Source organism: Bacillus clarus, from assembly GCF_000746925.1.
In the GTDB taxonomy this organism is placed as follows: domain Bacteria; phylum Bacillota; class Bacilli; order Bacillales; family Bacillaceae_G; genus Bacillus_A; species Bacillus_A clarus.
This window is the reverse complement of sequence record NZ_JMQC01000008.1, coordinates 3,290,049-3,303,199: the sequence shown is the minus strand read 5'-3', so window position 1 is coordinate 3,303,199 and position 13,151 is coordinate 3,290,049. Positions and strand designations below refer to the sequence as shown.

At 29.2% G+C, this 13,151-nt stretch carries 13 protein-coding genes and 1 pseudogene; 8 read left to right on the top strand and 6 right to left on the bottom strand.

Going from position 1 to position 13,151, the window contains the following annotated elements:
* The first annotated feature begins 916 nt into the window (after positions 1-916).
* Positions 917-1,624 carry an IS6 family transposase gene (locus tag DJ93_RS17765; RefSeq protein WP_042982273.1) on the top strand — a complete coding sequence of 236 codons (708 nt, stop codon included), beginning with the start codon at positions 917-919 and terminating at the stop codon, positions 1,622-1,624.
* 308 nt (positions 1,625-1,932) lie between these two features.
* Here the strand turns inward: DJ93_RS17765 and DJ93_RS30820 are convergent.
* The 6 genes and pseudogenes from DJ93_RS30820 to DJ93_RS17740 all read right to left on the bottom strand — a co-directional run.
* Positions 1,933-2,061, bottom strand: a pseudogene (locus DJ93_RS30820) (small, acid-soluble spore protein, alpha/beta type); the annotation flags it as partial.
* Between the two features lie 213 nt (positions 2,062-2,274).
* Positions 2,275-2,862, bottom strand: coding sequence for a hypothetical protein (locus DJ93_RS17760; protein WP_042982272.1), 588 nt, complete (start codon positions 2,860-2,862; stop codon positions 2,275-2,277).
* 228 nt (positions 2,863-3,090) lie between these two features.
* Positions 3,091-3,708: a CYTH domain-containing protein gene (locus DJ93_RS17755; protein ID WP_042982271.1), complete on the bottom strand. Its 618-nt coding sequence runs from the start codon at positions 3,706-3,708 to the stop codon at positions 3,091-3,093.
* A 14-nt stretch (positions 3,709-3,722) separates the two neighbouring features.
* Positions 3,723-4,091 carry a CPBP family intramembrane glutamic endopeptidase gene (locus DJ93_RS34840; RefSeq protein WP_042982270.1) on the bottom strand — a complete coding sequence of 123 codons (369 nt, stop codon included), beginning with the start codon at positions 4,089-4,091 and terminating at the stop codon, positions 3,723-3,725.
* Positions 4,092-4,705: 614 nt separating this feature from the next.
* Positions 4,706-4,960, bottom strand: a complete 255-nt coding sequence (locus tag DJ93_RS17745) for a PqqD family protein (protein ID WP_042982269.1) — start codon at positions 4,958-4,960, stop codon at positions 4,706-4,708.
* Positions 4,957-5,796 (bottom strand): nucleotidyltransferase domain-containing protein, encoded by an 840-nt coding sequence (locus DJ93_RS17740; protein WP_042982267.1) that lies wholly within the window; start codon positions 5,794-5,796, stop codon positions 4,957-4,959. The genes DJ93_RS17745 and DJ93_RS17740 overlap by 4 nt, the downstream gene beginning before the upstream one ends.
* A gap of 121 nt (positions 5,797-5,917) precedes the next feature.
* Here DJ93_RS17740 and DJ93_RS17735 point away from each other — a divergent pair, with 121 nt between their 5' ends.
* From DJ93_RS17735 to DJ93_RS29620, 7 genes are all read left to right on the top strand, one after another.
* Positions 5,918-7,135, top strand: a complete 1,218-nt coding sequence (locus DJ93_RS17735) for an MFS transporter (RefSeq protein WP_042982266.1) — start codon at positions 5,918-5,920, stop codon at positions 7,133-7,135.
* Between the two features lie 177 nt (positions 7,136-7,312).
* Positions 7,313-8,485 (top strand): aminotransferase class V-fold PLP-dependent enzyme, encoded by a 1,173-nt coding sequence (locus tag DJ93_RS17730; RefSeq protein WP_052109573.1) that lies wholly within the window; start codon positions 7,313-7,315, stop codon positions 8,483-8,485.
* A 16-nt stretch (positions 8,486-8,501) separates the two neighbouring features.
* Positions 8,502-9,050 carry an AAA family ATPase gene (locus DJ93_RS17725; protein WP_042982265.1) on the top strand — a complete coding sequence of 183 codons (549 nt, stop codon included), beginning with the start codon at positions 8,502-8,504 and terminating at the stop codon, positions 9,048-9,050.
* Positions 9,043-9,690, top strand: coding sequence for an HIT family protein (locus DJ93_RS17720; RefSeq protein ID WP_042982263.1), 648 nt, complete (start codon positions 9,043-9,045; stop codon positions 9,688-9,690). The genes DJ93_RS17725 and DJ93_RS17720 overlap by 8 nt, the downstream gene beginning before the upstream one ends.
* Before the next feature lie 22 nt (positions 9,691-9,712).
* Positions 9,713-10,363: a dTMP kinase gene (gene tmk / locus DJ93_RS17715; RefSeq protein ID WP_042982261.1), complete on the top strand. Its 651-nt coding sequence runs from the start codon at positions 9,713-9,715 to the stop codon at positions 10,361-10,363.
* 210 nt (positions 10,364-10,573) lie between these two features.
* A complete protein-coding gene (locus DJ93_RS29625; protein ID WP_052109571.1) occupies positions 10,574-11,860 on the top strand; it encodes a methyltransferase domain-containing protein in 1,287 nt (428 codons plus the stop codon).
* A 236-nt stretch (positions 11,861-12,096) separates the two neighbouring features.
* Positions 12,097-12,768 carry a dTMP kinase gene (locus DJ93_RS29620; protein ID WP_052109569.1) on the top strand — a complete coding sequence of 224 codons (672 nt, stop codon included), beginning with the start codon at positions 12,097-12,099 and terminating at the stop codon, positions 12,766-12,768.
* Positions 12,769-13,151: the final 383 nt, after the last annotated feature.

Sequence of the window (13,151 nt, the reverse complement as noted above, 5' to 3'; positions counted from 1 at the left end):
AGAGATTATAAAATTAAATAATAGAATAGTGAATCCGATTATTATTAAGCTGGTTATAAATATTTCTTTCAACAGAGTTACTCCTCTGATTATAAATTGATGAAACGTGCACATTTCATGAATGGATTATAGCACGGAGATAAATTATATATTTATATAAAAAATATAAAGCCGTGGTTAAGCGGTAAATTTACTCTTGACAATATTTTTATAATGAACTTTTTAATTATTTAATTTATTCTTTAAATAAAGTGAGATAAATAATTTTGGACATACAATATCATTGAAACAAATTCAGCTTCTCTTTAAGAGACTTTTCGTTTATAAAATTATACCGCTAAGAATAAAATAAAACCTTCATTTCCTACTTAACGTGAGGAAATGAAGGTTTTATTTTCTACAAAATGCATTACCATATACACGCATTTTAATATCAGGGACCTCTTCAGAGGATCTAAAGAAACTCTTCAATCACATAATCAATGTGATTGAAAATACATAGAATAAAAAACGGTTCTGGTGCAAAAACTCTAAAGCTTGTGCAATGAATCTTCAAATCTTGGACATATTTTTTAAATTCTAAACCCACAAAAGGATATACCTTTCCATATACCATGGTAAAGGCATATCCTTTTTGTTGAAAAAACTACTTAATACCACATTCTAATCGATCACTGTTATCCTTAGGATTTAATGTATTTGGTTTTACGATGTACTCCATTATATTCACCTCCTTTCAATGAAAGCATATTTCAACTCTCTTATTAACTAGATTGTTTAATAACCTCAGATTCTGGTACTTTTTGTTTGTCCATAGGATTTTTGGTTCTGGTGCAAAAACTTCAGGGAAATTGCAAATAATCTCTAAATCTTGGACATACTGATACTATTACTCTAAAAAAGGTGTGTGATCGGTATGAAAAAGGAAAATTTGTTCAAATGGAAGCACTATCAACCTGATATTATCTTATTAACGGTAAGATGGTACCTACGGTACAACCTAAGTTTTCGTGATTTGGTGGAAATGATGGAGGAACGAGGTTTGTCTATTGCTCACACCACTATTATGCGTTGGGTGCATCAATATGGACCTGAATTAGATGAAAGAGTACGACGTCATCTTAAGACAACAAATGATTCCTGGAGAGCCGATGAAACGTATGTGAAAGTAAAAGGGCAATGGATGTATTTATATCGCGCAGTCGATTCAGAAGGAAATACCATTGATTTTTATCTAAGTGAATCAAGAGATAAACAAGCAGCCAAGCGCTTTTTCAAGAAAGCCTTGGCTGCTTCTCATATTTGTAAACCTCGCGTAATAACAGTAGATAAGAACCCTGCCTATCCTGTAGCAATTCAAGAATTAAAAGAAGAGAAACGTATGCCTGAAGGCATACAACTAAGGCAAGTTAAATATCTCAATAATATAGTGGAACAAGATCACCGTTTCATTAAGAAACGTGTACGTTCTATGTTAGGATTCAAGTCATATGAAACAGCCACTTCTATATTGAGTGGCGTTGAAACCATGCATATGATGAAAAAAGGACAACTTCACTTACAGGTGAAGTCTGCCCAAAATGAAGTTAGATTCATACATAAATTATTTGGAATTGCATCATAATCTACCATTAAACAGTCTATGCAGGTTTCTATGCCTCTATCAAATGATTTTTGCACCAGAACCGAAAAAAATTTGAGTTTAATAAATAAGACACTTTGTCAAAAGTGATAGAATGCATGGGATTGTTTAATTAATGTCTATTTTATTGAATTTTATTTTTATTATGTAGTTTCTATATATCAGAAAAAAAGCACCCTATTTGGGTGCTCACATAAGTGTTTATTATATATGAAATAAACTAAATACTGACCAAAAATGTGTATGCTATATATGACAGCTTACTGTAATTTACTATAATCTCAGCAAAATTAACGAGTAAATCCACGGCCAAGTTGTTGCTTAGCCATTGATACTAAACGTTTTGTGATTTCACTATCAATAGAACCGTTTGTACGAGATATTGTATCTGCACCAAGCTGTACACCAGACCCTTGTGCAAGCGAAAAGAATACCGAAGGATTGACTGATTAATTTTGTTATCTATCTCCTGGATGTGGACACACTGATTACACGCCTCTTCATATTAATACTATTAGTATGTCCAAGATTTATTGCAATTGTCCTGTCCTGAAGTTTTGTCTAGGTTCATTACATCGCTCCTTATGACATTGCTAAGAGACGACAAAAAGTTAAAAGAAAAAGAAATTTTCTTAGAAAAATTTCTTTTGTAAATATTCGTCTAAAGCTTCTCTTATTATTAATGATTCACTTTTCTTTATTTTTTTTGAGTAGTGCTCGAGTTGAGTTAGTTGTCCTACACGAAAATATAATGACTTTAACTTCATGGGAGTCTCTGAATTCATATTAATAGTATTAAAGGCTTCTTTTTTAGCACTAAAAAGTGATTCAAAAGCAATCGATAATATTTCCTCTATATTTTTACAGTTATCTGGATATACCCCTACTCCCATACAAAATGTAATTGATTTATTAAATCTATCAGTTAGAAATTTTTGTAAATCATCCTTATTCTTAGCCAAATTAAATACAGAGATATCTTTAGTCGAAAATGCTACAAAAGAATCTCTGCCATACTGTGAAAATATAAAGTTAGAAAAGTTAATTGAAAACCCTTCTATAATAACATCCATGTTATCTTCTGTAATTTCATCTCCTAATAATTCCTTAGAATTATCAATATCCAGTGCTATCATAGTAAGTTTATCTACATTTACGTTTTCCTGTATTTCTATTAACATTTTTTTGAAATCTTCCATTTTTAAAAAATTTTTATTCATTATAATCTCCTATTCTCATTCAAGGGGTTTGAATAATTTAATGCATGTTAAAATATTCAATCTTTATATTCAAAAAAATCTTTACTGTTTTACTCAAAACATGCAAGTAAATTCACGAATTTACTTGCACAAATGTAATTAATTCAGAAAAGCTTATACCATTAAATAAGATATAAGCTTCTCTCGATTTAATTCTCTCAGAAAGTATATTTAAAATCAATTATAAAATTAATTTAAAGAAGAATTAATTATTTCAACAAACCTCTTATACTTACTCTTAGTATTAACAGTATACTTATTTAATCTATATTTGTTAATTATTTTCTCTATATCATTTGATGTGATATTCTCTATTTCTAATTCATAATCAATATGATGATTAGAAAAAATAGATTGATCTAACTCAAGTGTATAGTCATTGTCCTTAATTATAAATCTATTATTTATAAATGCCCCTAAAAAAGTCAGTTTTTTATTTTCTTTAATATTTTCATTTATAATTTCACCTATTACCTCTTTTGCTTCACAAGGCAAAAATGACATTAAAAGATCAGGAGTTTTTAATAGTAATGCAAAATCCTCACTCGAAATAAATACCGAATACTCTCGAGAGGTTACAATTGAAGATTCATTCCTTATCTTTTGTTTCATTGTTAGTTTCATATTAGAATCATTTTCTTTTCTTACTCTTAAAGTAATATTGTTTTCACATAAAATATTATTACTAGTGTCAAAATAAAAATTACTTTGGGTTTTAAAATCATACACTTTATTGTTCTTTAAAATATCAATAAAATCTATCCTATTAATAAGTATCTTAAATTCAGTTTCAATTTCTAGACCCATCTTACCCTCACCACCTAATCAATATTTATATTTAGGTCAAATTCATCCTTGTATTTTTTTGATACATAATAACGATAAAATACCATTAACATATTCGGTAAATTATAAACAAAGTGTCCAATAAGTGCTGGTAAAATTGAACCCGAATATCTATAAGATAAATACCATATTCCACCTACTATAAACAGTATAATATATGATTTATAAGAGAGATTTTCTCTAGTATTTTTTTGTATCATATGAAATAACGAAAAAAATAATCCTGACAGTAACGTGTCCAGAAAAATATTTATCTCTGGTAAAAATACCCGGAAGAATAATTCTTCAAAAAAAACTCCCCCTAATAAACTAATCTCAGCAGTAATAAAAACACTTGTTGGCATATAAGATAAAAAGAAATAGATATCTTTATTAAGGTATCCTTTGAAATCCTTTATTTGTATAACCAAGGCAACTATGGATGTTATAATGACCAGTAAATACCATCCGAAATTAATATTCCACTGAGTAATATTTGGGATATTATATAAACAAATAGGGAGAAAAAGAGGTAAAAAGAATACAAATATTCTTATATACCTTTTTGTTTTACTCCCCCTAAGATTTTCTTTAATGTACGATGCAGCTAAAAGTGATACAGAGATAATATATAAATATTCAATAACCTCAATAATATATTTTATTTCACTGTCCCCTTTCTAAAACTTACTTCAAATAAGGAAAAAGACGCCTTTAATTTTTATGATTGAAAAAGCATTTTAGATAAGTACTTTATTTATCACACAGTAGGAATAACTGCAGATGGCATAGTTACTTTTTTTAATTGAGGTTTCTTATACATTATTTCACCTCCCTACTAACTTTTATTAAGTACTTTATTTATTACACAGTAGGAATAACTGCAGATGGCATAGTTACTTTTTTTAATTGAGGTTTCTTATACATTATTTCACCTCCCACTAATAAAGGCGCCTTTTTCATAGTTGAAAATTATATTCTAGTACTCAATTAGTTTATTAGAATGTAATTCCTCTATAAATGATGTTATATCTATCTTGATTTCCTCCATACTTACACTAAACTTATTACTTACTATTGATATAATTTTTTCTATATCATTTTCGCCATTTATATTTTCCCATATTAAAATCCCTACATCATCAAGCTGAAAAATATCATGTCCATTAATAATATAAGGATTCCCTTTAATAATTCTGTATCTCGCTAAAAGATTCTTATCAGGTTTAATCACTTAGTCATTACCTCCTCGTTTAATTTACTGTTAACGTAATTCTGAGTCTTTATATTTAGTTCTTGAGCATATGAGAAAATCTCTTTAACATATTTTTCAAAATGCTCTCTCTTTAAATCTTCAGTGAATTTAAAACTTTTTAATTTACAATATTTCTCGAAAAAATCATTGTCTTGGAATGAATTTTGATATCTTTTTATTTTTCGATATAGCCACTTATTTTTAGGATTGGTCTCACCATGTATAGAAATAAATCCATTAATAGCTGAATCGAGTAATATATTTAGCATAATAAAAGATGAACCAAAATCTCCACTTTGAAAAGCTCCATTGGCGTCTTCTAAAATCCCTCCAAACTCTTCAAGATGTAATATAGCCTTATATAATTTTAAATTGCTAAAGTTAATATTTTTTAAATAAGAATAAAATAGTTCTTCATTTTCTATTGGTAAGGCATCCTTTAGGCGATGCAAAAAATCAAATTCTTGATCAGTTAATCGATTTGATAGTGTTTCTCCATCATATTTAATTGTATTTAATTTCCTTACAATTTCTTCAAAGTTCTCAATCGTATGGTACTCAATATCATATCTAATACCGCCTTCTAAAATATTATGAATTGTATAACTACCAATATTAACTAGTAATTCTGGCCGCTCTTCACTTGTTTCAATTTTAGGGATATCTTCAGTTATAACAAACATATCTACATCCGAGCTTTCGTTTCCAAATCCTTCTACCAAGGATCCTGCAACATAAATAAATTTAACATTAGATCCTATCACTAAATTTTTCAAAGATTTTTTAGCCGTTTCTACTATTTTGTTTACTTCCATTTCATTCCCCTCCTTGACCACATTATATATATAACATTATAATTACGTCAATATATATATACGATTATATGCACGTGATGTATAATTTAATTATTCTATTTTTAGGGAGGGAATATCACAAATGAACGTAACAAAGAACAACAAGGTTTTATTAATAATCATCGCTTCAGGATTTTCATTTTTAGGAAATGGTATGCATTTTATTGCAATATCTTGGTTGGTTTTACAAATTACAAATAATCCAGTATATGTGGGCATACTGGTAGCTGCAAGTACAATACCAGGTATCATCATTTCTCCGTTTGCAGGAGTAATTGTTGATAAATTCAATAAAAAAATTTTAGTTATTTTAACAGATTTTATTCGGGGCGGGCTAGTTCTATCAATTCCTGCAGTTGTATATTTGTTTGACTCAATATTATGGTACCTCTTTTTTGTAACTATTCTCATAAGTACAACCAGTAATTTTTTCTTTCCTGCACTATCAGGTATTATTAAAGAATCTTTTCAAAAAGAAATTTTAATAAAAGTTTTTAGTGCCAATTCAACATTAATTCAAATTGGTATGATTGCTGGTACTGGCCTGTCCGGAGTAATAATAGCTAAATGGTCTATAAACTTTGTGTTTATTATCGACGCTTTAACATATATAATATCCGCCGTCTTGCTTTATTGTGTGAAATATACACCTATAGTAAAATCTTCAGCAAATAAGATTACATTTTTGGCAGATGTAAAAGCGGGACTCAAGTATATATGGGGGAGTAAACTAATATTATTTCTATTCTTTATTGGGTTAGTACAAAACTCCATTGTCAATATTATCAATTCACTATTAGCTGTCTTTACCAAGGATACACTTCAATTAGGCGCTACTGAATATGGAATGTTAGATGCTAGTTTTGCTGTAGGATCCGTAATAATTGGTCTTTTATTAACTTCAAAAACCCAAAATATACCTGAAGAAAAACTACTTACTTATGGATTTGGGCTTGTCGGAATAAGCTTCCTTGTTCTTGTATGGGCTAATAACTTATATATATCTTTAATTGGATTATTCATGTTAGGAGCTTCAATAATGCTAACCCTACCAAGTAGAAAAAGTTTATTAGTTAAAAATGTGGACGGGGAATTTATTGGGAGGGTTGAAAGTCTTAATTGGATGTCAATATCTTCAATTTCCCCTTTAATTGCGGTATTATTTAGTTTTTCAACCAATCTCATAGGTATTAGATATATCTTTTTTATATTAACAATTATCCTTATATGCACTAGTTTATTATGTTATTGGAAATTCAAAGTAACTTCTATTAACAGACCAACGGAGAAAATATCCTGATTTAAAAGCTTTTATGAAATCCTCTATACTATATTGTTGTTAATTTAACATATTAGCTGTCTAGTAATTTCCAGGGAGATTTTTCTTTAATTTTATATTTCTCAATATTCTTTTAAGTGAATTTTTTTATAATATAAGTCTATATTGAAAATAACTTTTATTAGGAGATGAAGATATATGTATTTAGATAACGCCTCTACCTCCTGGCCTAAACCAGAAGTTATAGTTCAACAAATGAATAATTATATGAATTTAATAGGTGCAAGCCCTTCACGTTCAGGTTATAAAGCCGCTCTAAAAAGTGAAGAATTGGTGTTGGAAGCAAGAGATAATTTATCAAAATTACTTTGTATCAAGTATCCAACTCAACTCATATTCACATTAAATGCAACAGAAGCTATAAACACTGCTATTTTTGGTATTTTAAACTTAGGAGACCATGTAATTACAACGGTTATAGAGCATAATTCTGTACTTCGTCCTCTATGGAAGTTAAAAGAAAATGGTTTTATAGATTTAACCGTTGTCGAATGTGATAATACAGGATTAATTAACCATACAGAAATTGAAAATAGTATTAAAAAAAACACAAAGTTAATTGCGATTAACCATGTTTCTAATGTAACAGGGACAATTCAACCAGTTGAAAAAATTGGGGAAATATCTAAGAGGAATAACATACCATTCCTCTTAGATATTTCACAAAGCGCGGGTCATATTCCGATCGATATTTCTAAAATTAGAGCGGATCTCGTAGCATTTTCCGGTCATAAAGGTTTATTCGGTCCAACAGGTACGGGTGCATTATATATTTCCCCAGAATTAAGTGTTAGTCCTTTAAAAGTGGGAGGAACGGGTATTCTATCGGAAATTTTAGATCAACCAGAAGCTATGCCTAACAAATATGAAAGCGGAACCATTAATACGGTAGGGATTGTTGGGTTAGGAGCTGGAGTAAACTTCCTTATGGAAACTAATTTAGAAAAAGTAGCAAAACATGAAAAATTATTATTCGATTTATTGATGAAAGAACTTTCACCGCTTGAAAATTTAACGATATATAATAATGCCTTTCATAATACTGGGCTATTCTCATTCAATATTAATAATTTGTTACCAGGAAGGATTGGTTATTTATTAGATACTGTTTACGATATCCAAGTGCGCACTGGATTACATTGCGCTCCATTAATTCATAATCGTATCGGATCAGGAACAAATGGAACGGTACGAATTAGTCCTGGTTACTTTAACACTGTCGATGAAATTAAGGGCTGTATTGAAGCGATTGTAGAAATACATAATGCGACTGCTGATGTCACAGCTTTAAAGATACCAATACAACAATAAAAAGGGTTGATATATTATGAATGTGGTCATAGGAATTGCTGGGAAAATAGGTAGTGGTAAAAGTACTCTATCTAATGAAATTGCTAAACATTTAAAGTGTAACACTATAAATACGGGCGATTATTTTAGAGCGATTTCTTTAAAAAGAAACCTCTCTACTGATCGAAGTACTCTACAGCAATTAGGGAATGAAACTATTTCTATTGGATGGGATTATTTCTCTAAAGAACTGTTAAATTTCGCTAATTGGTCTAATGAAAAAAATTTATTAATAGCAGGAATCCGCAATGTTAAATTATACGAGCAATTAAAGAAAGATATACACCCAAATAAATTTTATTTAATCTATATAGACACTTTAGATGAAGTGCGTAGAGTACGTATAAAAGAACGTGTAGAAACAGAGAAAAAATTAGATTTTCATCCTGTTGAAGCGCAGGTAGAAGAATTAAAAAAATTTGCTGATTTAATTTTAGATAATAATAGGCAAATAGATATGGTTAAAGAAGATGCTTTGATTTGGATAAAAAATATATTAAAGGAGATGCAAATTAGCCATGAATAAAACAGAAGTATTACTTCGAGAACTTAAAGACCGCTGTTCGTTTTGTGATGAAGAAGAAGATAAAACTTTGTTAAAGACACCTAATTTTCAAGTTAGATTTTCTGTAGGTCAAATTGTTGAAGGATATTGTTTAATTATTCCTAACGATCACTACCATTGTATGGGATCTTTACCCGAGAATTTACGCAATGAATATCTAACTTTAAAAAATCATGTAAGAAAAATATTAACTGAGACCTACGGATCATGCATTTTTTATGAACATGGCAGGGTTGGTGTATGTGATGTTCAACCAGGTGAACAACTTTGTTATCATGCACATCTCCATGCAGTACCAGTTGATGTAGATTTATTATCAAAAATTCAGGAATCCTTTATTCCAATCAAATTAAAGACATACGAAGAATTACAAGGTTATTATAAAAAGTTAGGACATTACTTGTATTTCGAAAATAGCAATAGTGAAAAATTTATATTTAATATTAATAGACCTATTAGAAGACAATATTTGAGGTTCTTGACTGCAGATGGTATTGGTAAGCCAGAATTAGCAAATTGGAGAAAACATCCTGGTTATGAACTAATGAAAAAAGCAAGGATTACACTTATTCCGCATTTCAATAATATTAAAATTCAATAACTTTATAAAAAGGAGCGTTTTTATGAGAGGAAAATTCATAGTACTAGAAGGTTTGTCAGGTGCAGGTAAATCTACTACGGCAAATAAATTAATTGATAATTTCACAAAAAATGGAGTAGAAGCTGTATATCATCATGGAGCTTGTACAGATAGTGAATTCGGAAAAAACTTAAAAAAAATGATGGTAAATAACTCTTTTAATAATAAACAATCTGCACTAGTAACGCCTTTTTTTATTGCAGATATATTACAAGACTCAATTAATACTATAAAACCCCTATTGGATAAAGGTGTTTATGTTATTCAAGATCGGTATACTGACTCAATAATTTCATATAATAATTTTTCAGGAATTGTTAACGACGAATTAGTTGATATACAACCTATTTTTGAATTGTATCATTCTTTAGGCTTAATACTACAACCTGATATTACTATACTGTGTCAGGTAAAAGAAAAAACTTTAATAGATCGACTAATTGAGAGAAAAAATATTGGTAAGTTAACCAGTGTTCATCAGCAATACCTCGATAATCCTGACTATATTAATTTGCATCAAGAACAGTTCATTAAATTGTTAAACGATTCCAACGGAAAGTATTCAATAGTAGAGACTGATAACTTCTCATGCTATGAAACTATTGATAAGATATCAATTCAATTATTAGATTGATATTATTAATAATCATTTAAAATAAGAAGCGCTATTTAATATATAATAAATATTTTATAGTTATAATTTTTCGGGATCCATCACTACAAAAGAGAGCTTGGTATTACTAACTTTTCTTTTGTAGTGGGGGTTAACAAGATAATTTTGGCGTCCAAAGATGTTTTGGAATTTTTTCTTATTCTATATCATCCTAAAAAGGAGCTATCCGTTATGATAATTGCCTCAATAAATCTTAATAAGAGACTTCAAAACAACAATATACGAATTAAAATAGAGGAATGGCTTTGTCAAAATAATATTGATTTCGCTGTATTTCAAGAACCATATAAACATATAGACCAAAACCCTCCTGAATTGGCTGGTTATCATAATGTCGGGGGTAACCATAATATTTGTTGTTATATAAAGGATATTTATGAATTACCAACTCAAAGGTTAATCACTGATTATTTCCAGTATATTCAAATCAATAATTTACACTATTTAAATGTATATTTAAATTCATATAAAACAAAGGAAAGAGCCTTGCAACTGGAAATGATACGAAGCTTTCTGGAAGGTTTTAATTATAATCCTCTTATTATCTCTGGTGACTTTAACATTGCACCTAGACCATGTGATGGATTATATGGAGAAAATATCAGTAAATTTAACTCACACATAGATAGAATGCCTTTACAATTAATTATTGAAAAATTAAATTTAATTGAAGCACAAAATACAAATAAGCAACAAGAATTTACGTACGAAAAAAAGGTAGAGGATAAATGGATAAAATTCAGATGTGATTTAGCTTTGATTTCTAAAGAGATTTCTAAAAACACATTTTTAAAATATGATCATACGGTACGTACTAACAATAAATTTACTGATCATTCTGCACTAATAATCAATACTCCATTAGAGTTGAATTCTATACAAGTAAATTCCCACAAAACAGCTATGTCACGTACTGGCCCATCGAAAATAGCTAAATATATTGTTGAAAAATATCAAAAAGAATTACTCCCCTCTAACCTTCTAGACTTTGGATGTGGTAGAGGCACAGATGTAGCTTTTTATCGAAATTCTGGTATAGACGCGGATGGATACGATCCCCATTTAAATTATGGATGGTCTGAACTTCCTAGTCGAATGTATGACCTCATAGTTATTAACTATGTATTAAATGTACTTGAAAGTCGCTCTAAACGTATTGCAGTTTTACGTGAAGCAAGTAAATATCTTTCTCCAAAAGGGAAAATGATTATAGTAACCAGGTCATCTAATGAAATTAATCGGGAAGCAATACGTAAAAATTGGCAACCAATCAATGATGGATATTGGTCCCATAAAAAGAAGGGTACTTTTCAAAAAGGTATTGATGACGAAGAATTATTATCTCTAGGAAAATCCATAAACCTTGAAAAATACCCAACAAATATTAATTTTAATTTCAAACCAAACTCGTCATATATTATTTTACAAAATAAATTTAAAAGTAATAAACCATTTTAAAGGGGAATTTCTGATCTTCAATATATAGATTACTTATTTGGAGTCGCTTAAACATTTCACAGATTTTGTATGCTAAGGCCGTAACCCCTTATACAGAAGGACCTTTAATATAAGAATCCAAAACAAATTACCATATAAAATATTCTGAACCGTTTTTAGGAATTTCTTAGTATACGAAATTCGCGTTTTGTTGGCATAACCTCTTTATTGAAATTAATTGAAAGGATATGAATAAAATGATAATAGCTTTTGAAGGAATACACGGATGTGGAAAAAGTACCCAAATAAATTTATTAGAACAATATTTAGTTAATGAAAAAAAATTACAAATGATAAAAACGGATTGGAATTCATACCCTAAGCTTTTTGAAATCAGCCGTGAACTTAAATATACAAATGCACTTACACCCTTATCTCATACATTGATTCATTCTTTAGATTTCCTACTTCGTTACGAGCAACAAATACTTCCTGCTGAAAAAGAGAACAAAATCATCTTGGTCGATCGTTATATTTTTACTTCATATGTCCGAGATGGCCTAAGGGGTATAAGTGATGATCTTTTAGATACACTTTATGCGGAAATAATTCAACCTTCATTAGTATTCTACTTTGACATAGATCCATCGCTTACTTTAGAAAGAGTAACTGATCTCAAAATTAGAAATCCATATGTTATTGGAAAAGATATGAATTATTCTGGTAAGACTAAAATTAGCGAAATATTCCTCCAATATCAGGAGGACCAAAGATTAAAGTATAAACAAACATTTGATAGGTTATCTGTAAAACCAGTAATCATCGATTCTACTCTAGATGTAAATTCAATTTTTAATAAAATCAAAAATGCTATTGAAGAAGAATTATATATCAATAGCTCTAATAAGACTGTTTCAAAAATATTATGATATTCCATCTCCTGTTGCCAAATGAACATTCGAAATTATCGTCAAAAACAAAAAGAACTTGTAGAAATCACTACAAGTTCTTTTTTGATAATGTAAAAAAGTTAAAACAAACTATCTCATAATTTGGATCGGAGCAAACACTCTAACTACGAGTTGCTTTCATTATATACCAAATCTTAATATGTGATTTTTAAACGTTTGAAAATTTCGTTAATTTAGAGAGGGAAAATAAAACCTTGCTTATAATTCCTAAAAATCCCAATTTTTTATTTTGTACAAAACACTTTAAAACAATATCTGTATCATAATAAATTATGAAAAATGTGAGTGTAGGTAAACAGAGAAGAATGGTCGATTCTTACAGAAAGACATATATTTTTAAT

Bases quoted from the DNA above. Each gene is read 5' to 3' on its own strand.
- DJ93_RS17725 (WP_042982265.1), top strand. From the start codon at position 8,502: ATGAATGTGGTCATAGGAATTGCTGGGAAAATAGGTAGTGGTAAAAGT.
- DJ93_RS29620 (WP_052109569.1), top strand. From the start codon at position 12,097: ATGATAATAGCTTTTGAAGGAATACACGGATGTGGAAAAAGTACCCAA.
- DJ93_RS17765 (WP_042982273.1), top strand. From the start codon at position 917: ATGAAAAAGGAAAATTTGTTCAAATGGAAGCACTATCAACCTGATATT.
- DJ93_RS29625 (WP_052109571.1), top strand. From the start codon at position 10,574: ATGATAATTGCCTCAATAAATCTTAATAAGAGACTTCAAAACAACAAT.
- DJ93_RS17720 (WP_042982263.1), top strand. From the start codon at position 9,043: ATGAATAAAACAGAAGTATTACTTCGAGAACTTAAAGACCGCTGTTCG.
- DJ93_RS17730 (WP_052109573.1), top strand. From the start codon at position 7,313: ATGTATTTAGATAACGCCTCTACCTCCTGGCCTAAACCAGAAGTTATA.
- DJ93_RS17735 (WP_042982266.1), top strand. From the start codon at position 5,918: ATGAACGTAACAAAGAACAACAAGGTTTTATTAATAATCATCGCTTCA.
- DJ93_RS17760 (WP_042982272.1), bottom strand. From the start codon at position 2,862: ATGAATAAAAATTTTTTAAAAATGGAAGATTTCAAAAAAATGTTAATA.
- DJ93_RS17755 (WP_042982271.1), bottom strand. From the start codon at position 3,708: ATGGGTCTAGAAATTGAAACTGAATTTAAGATACTTATTAATAGGATA.
- DJ93_RS17740 (WP_042982267.1), bottom strand. From the start codon at position 5,796: ATGGAAGTAAACAAAATAGTAGAAACGGCTAAAAAATCTTTGAAAAAT.
- DJ93_RS34840 (WP_042982270.1), bottom strand. From the start codon at position 4,091: ATGCCAACAAGTGTTTTTATTACTGCTGAGATTAGTTTATTAGGGGGA.
- tmk (WP_042982261.1), top strand. From the start codon at position 9,713: ATGAGAGGAAAATTCATAGTACTAGAAGGTTTGTCAGGTGCAGGTAAA.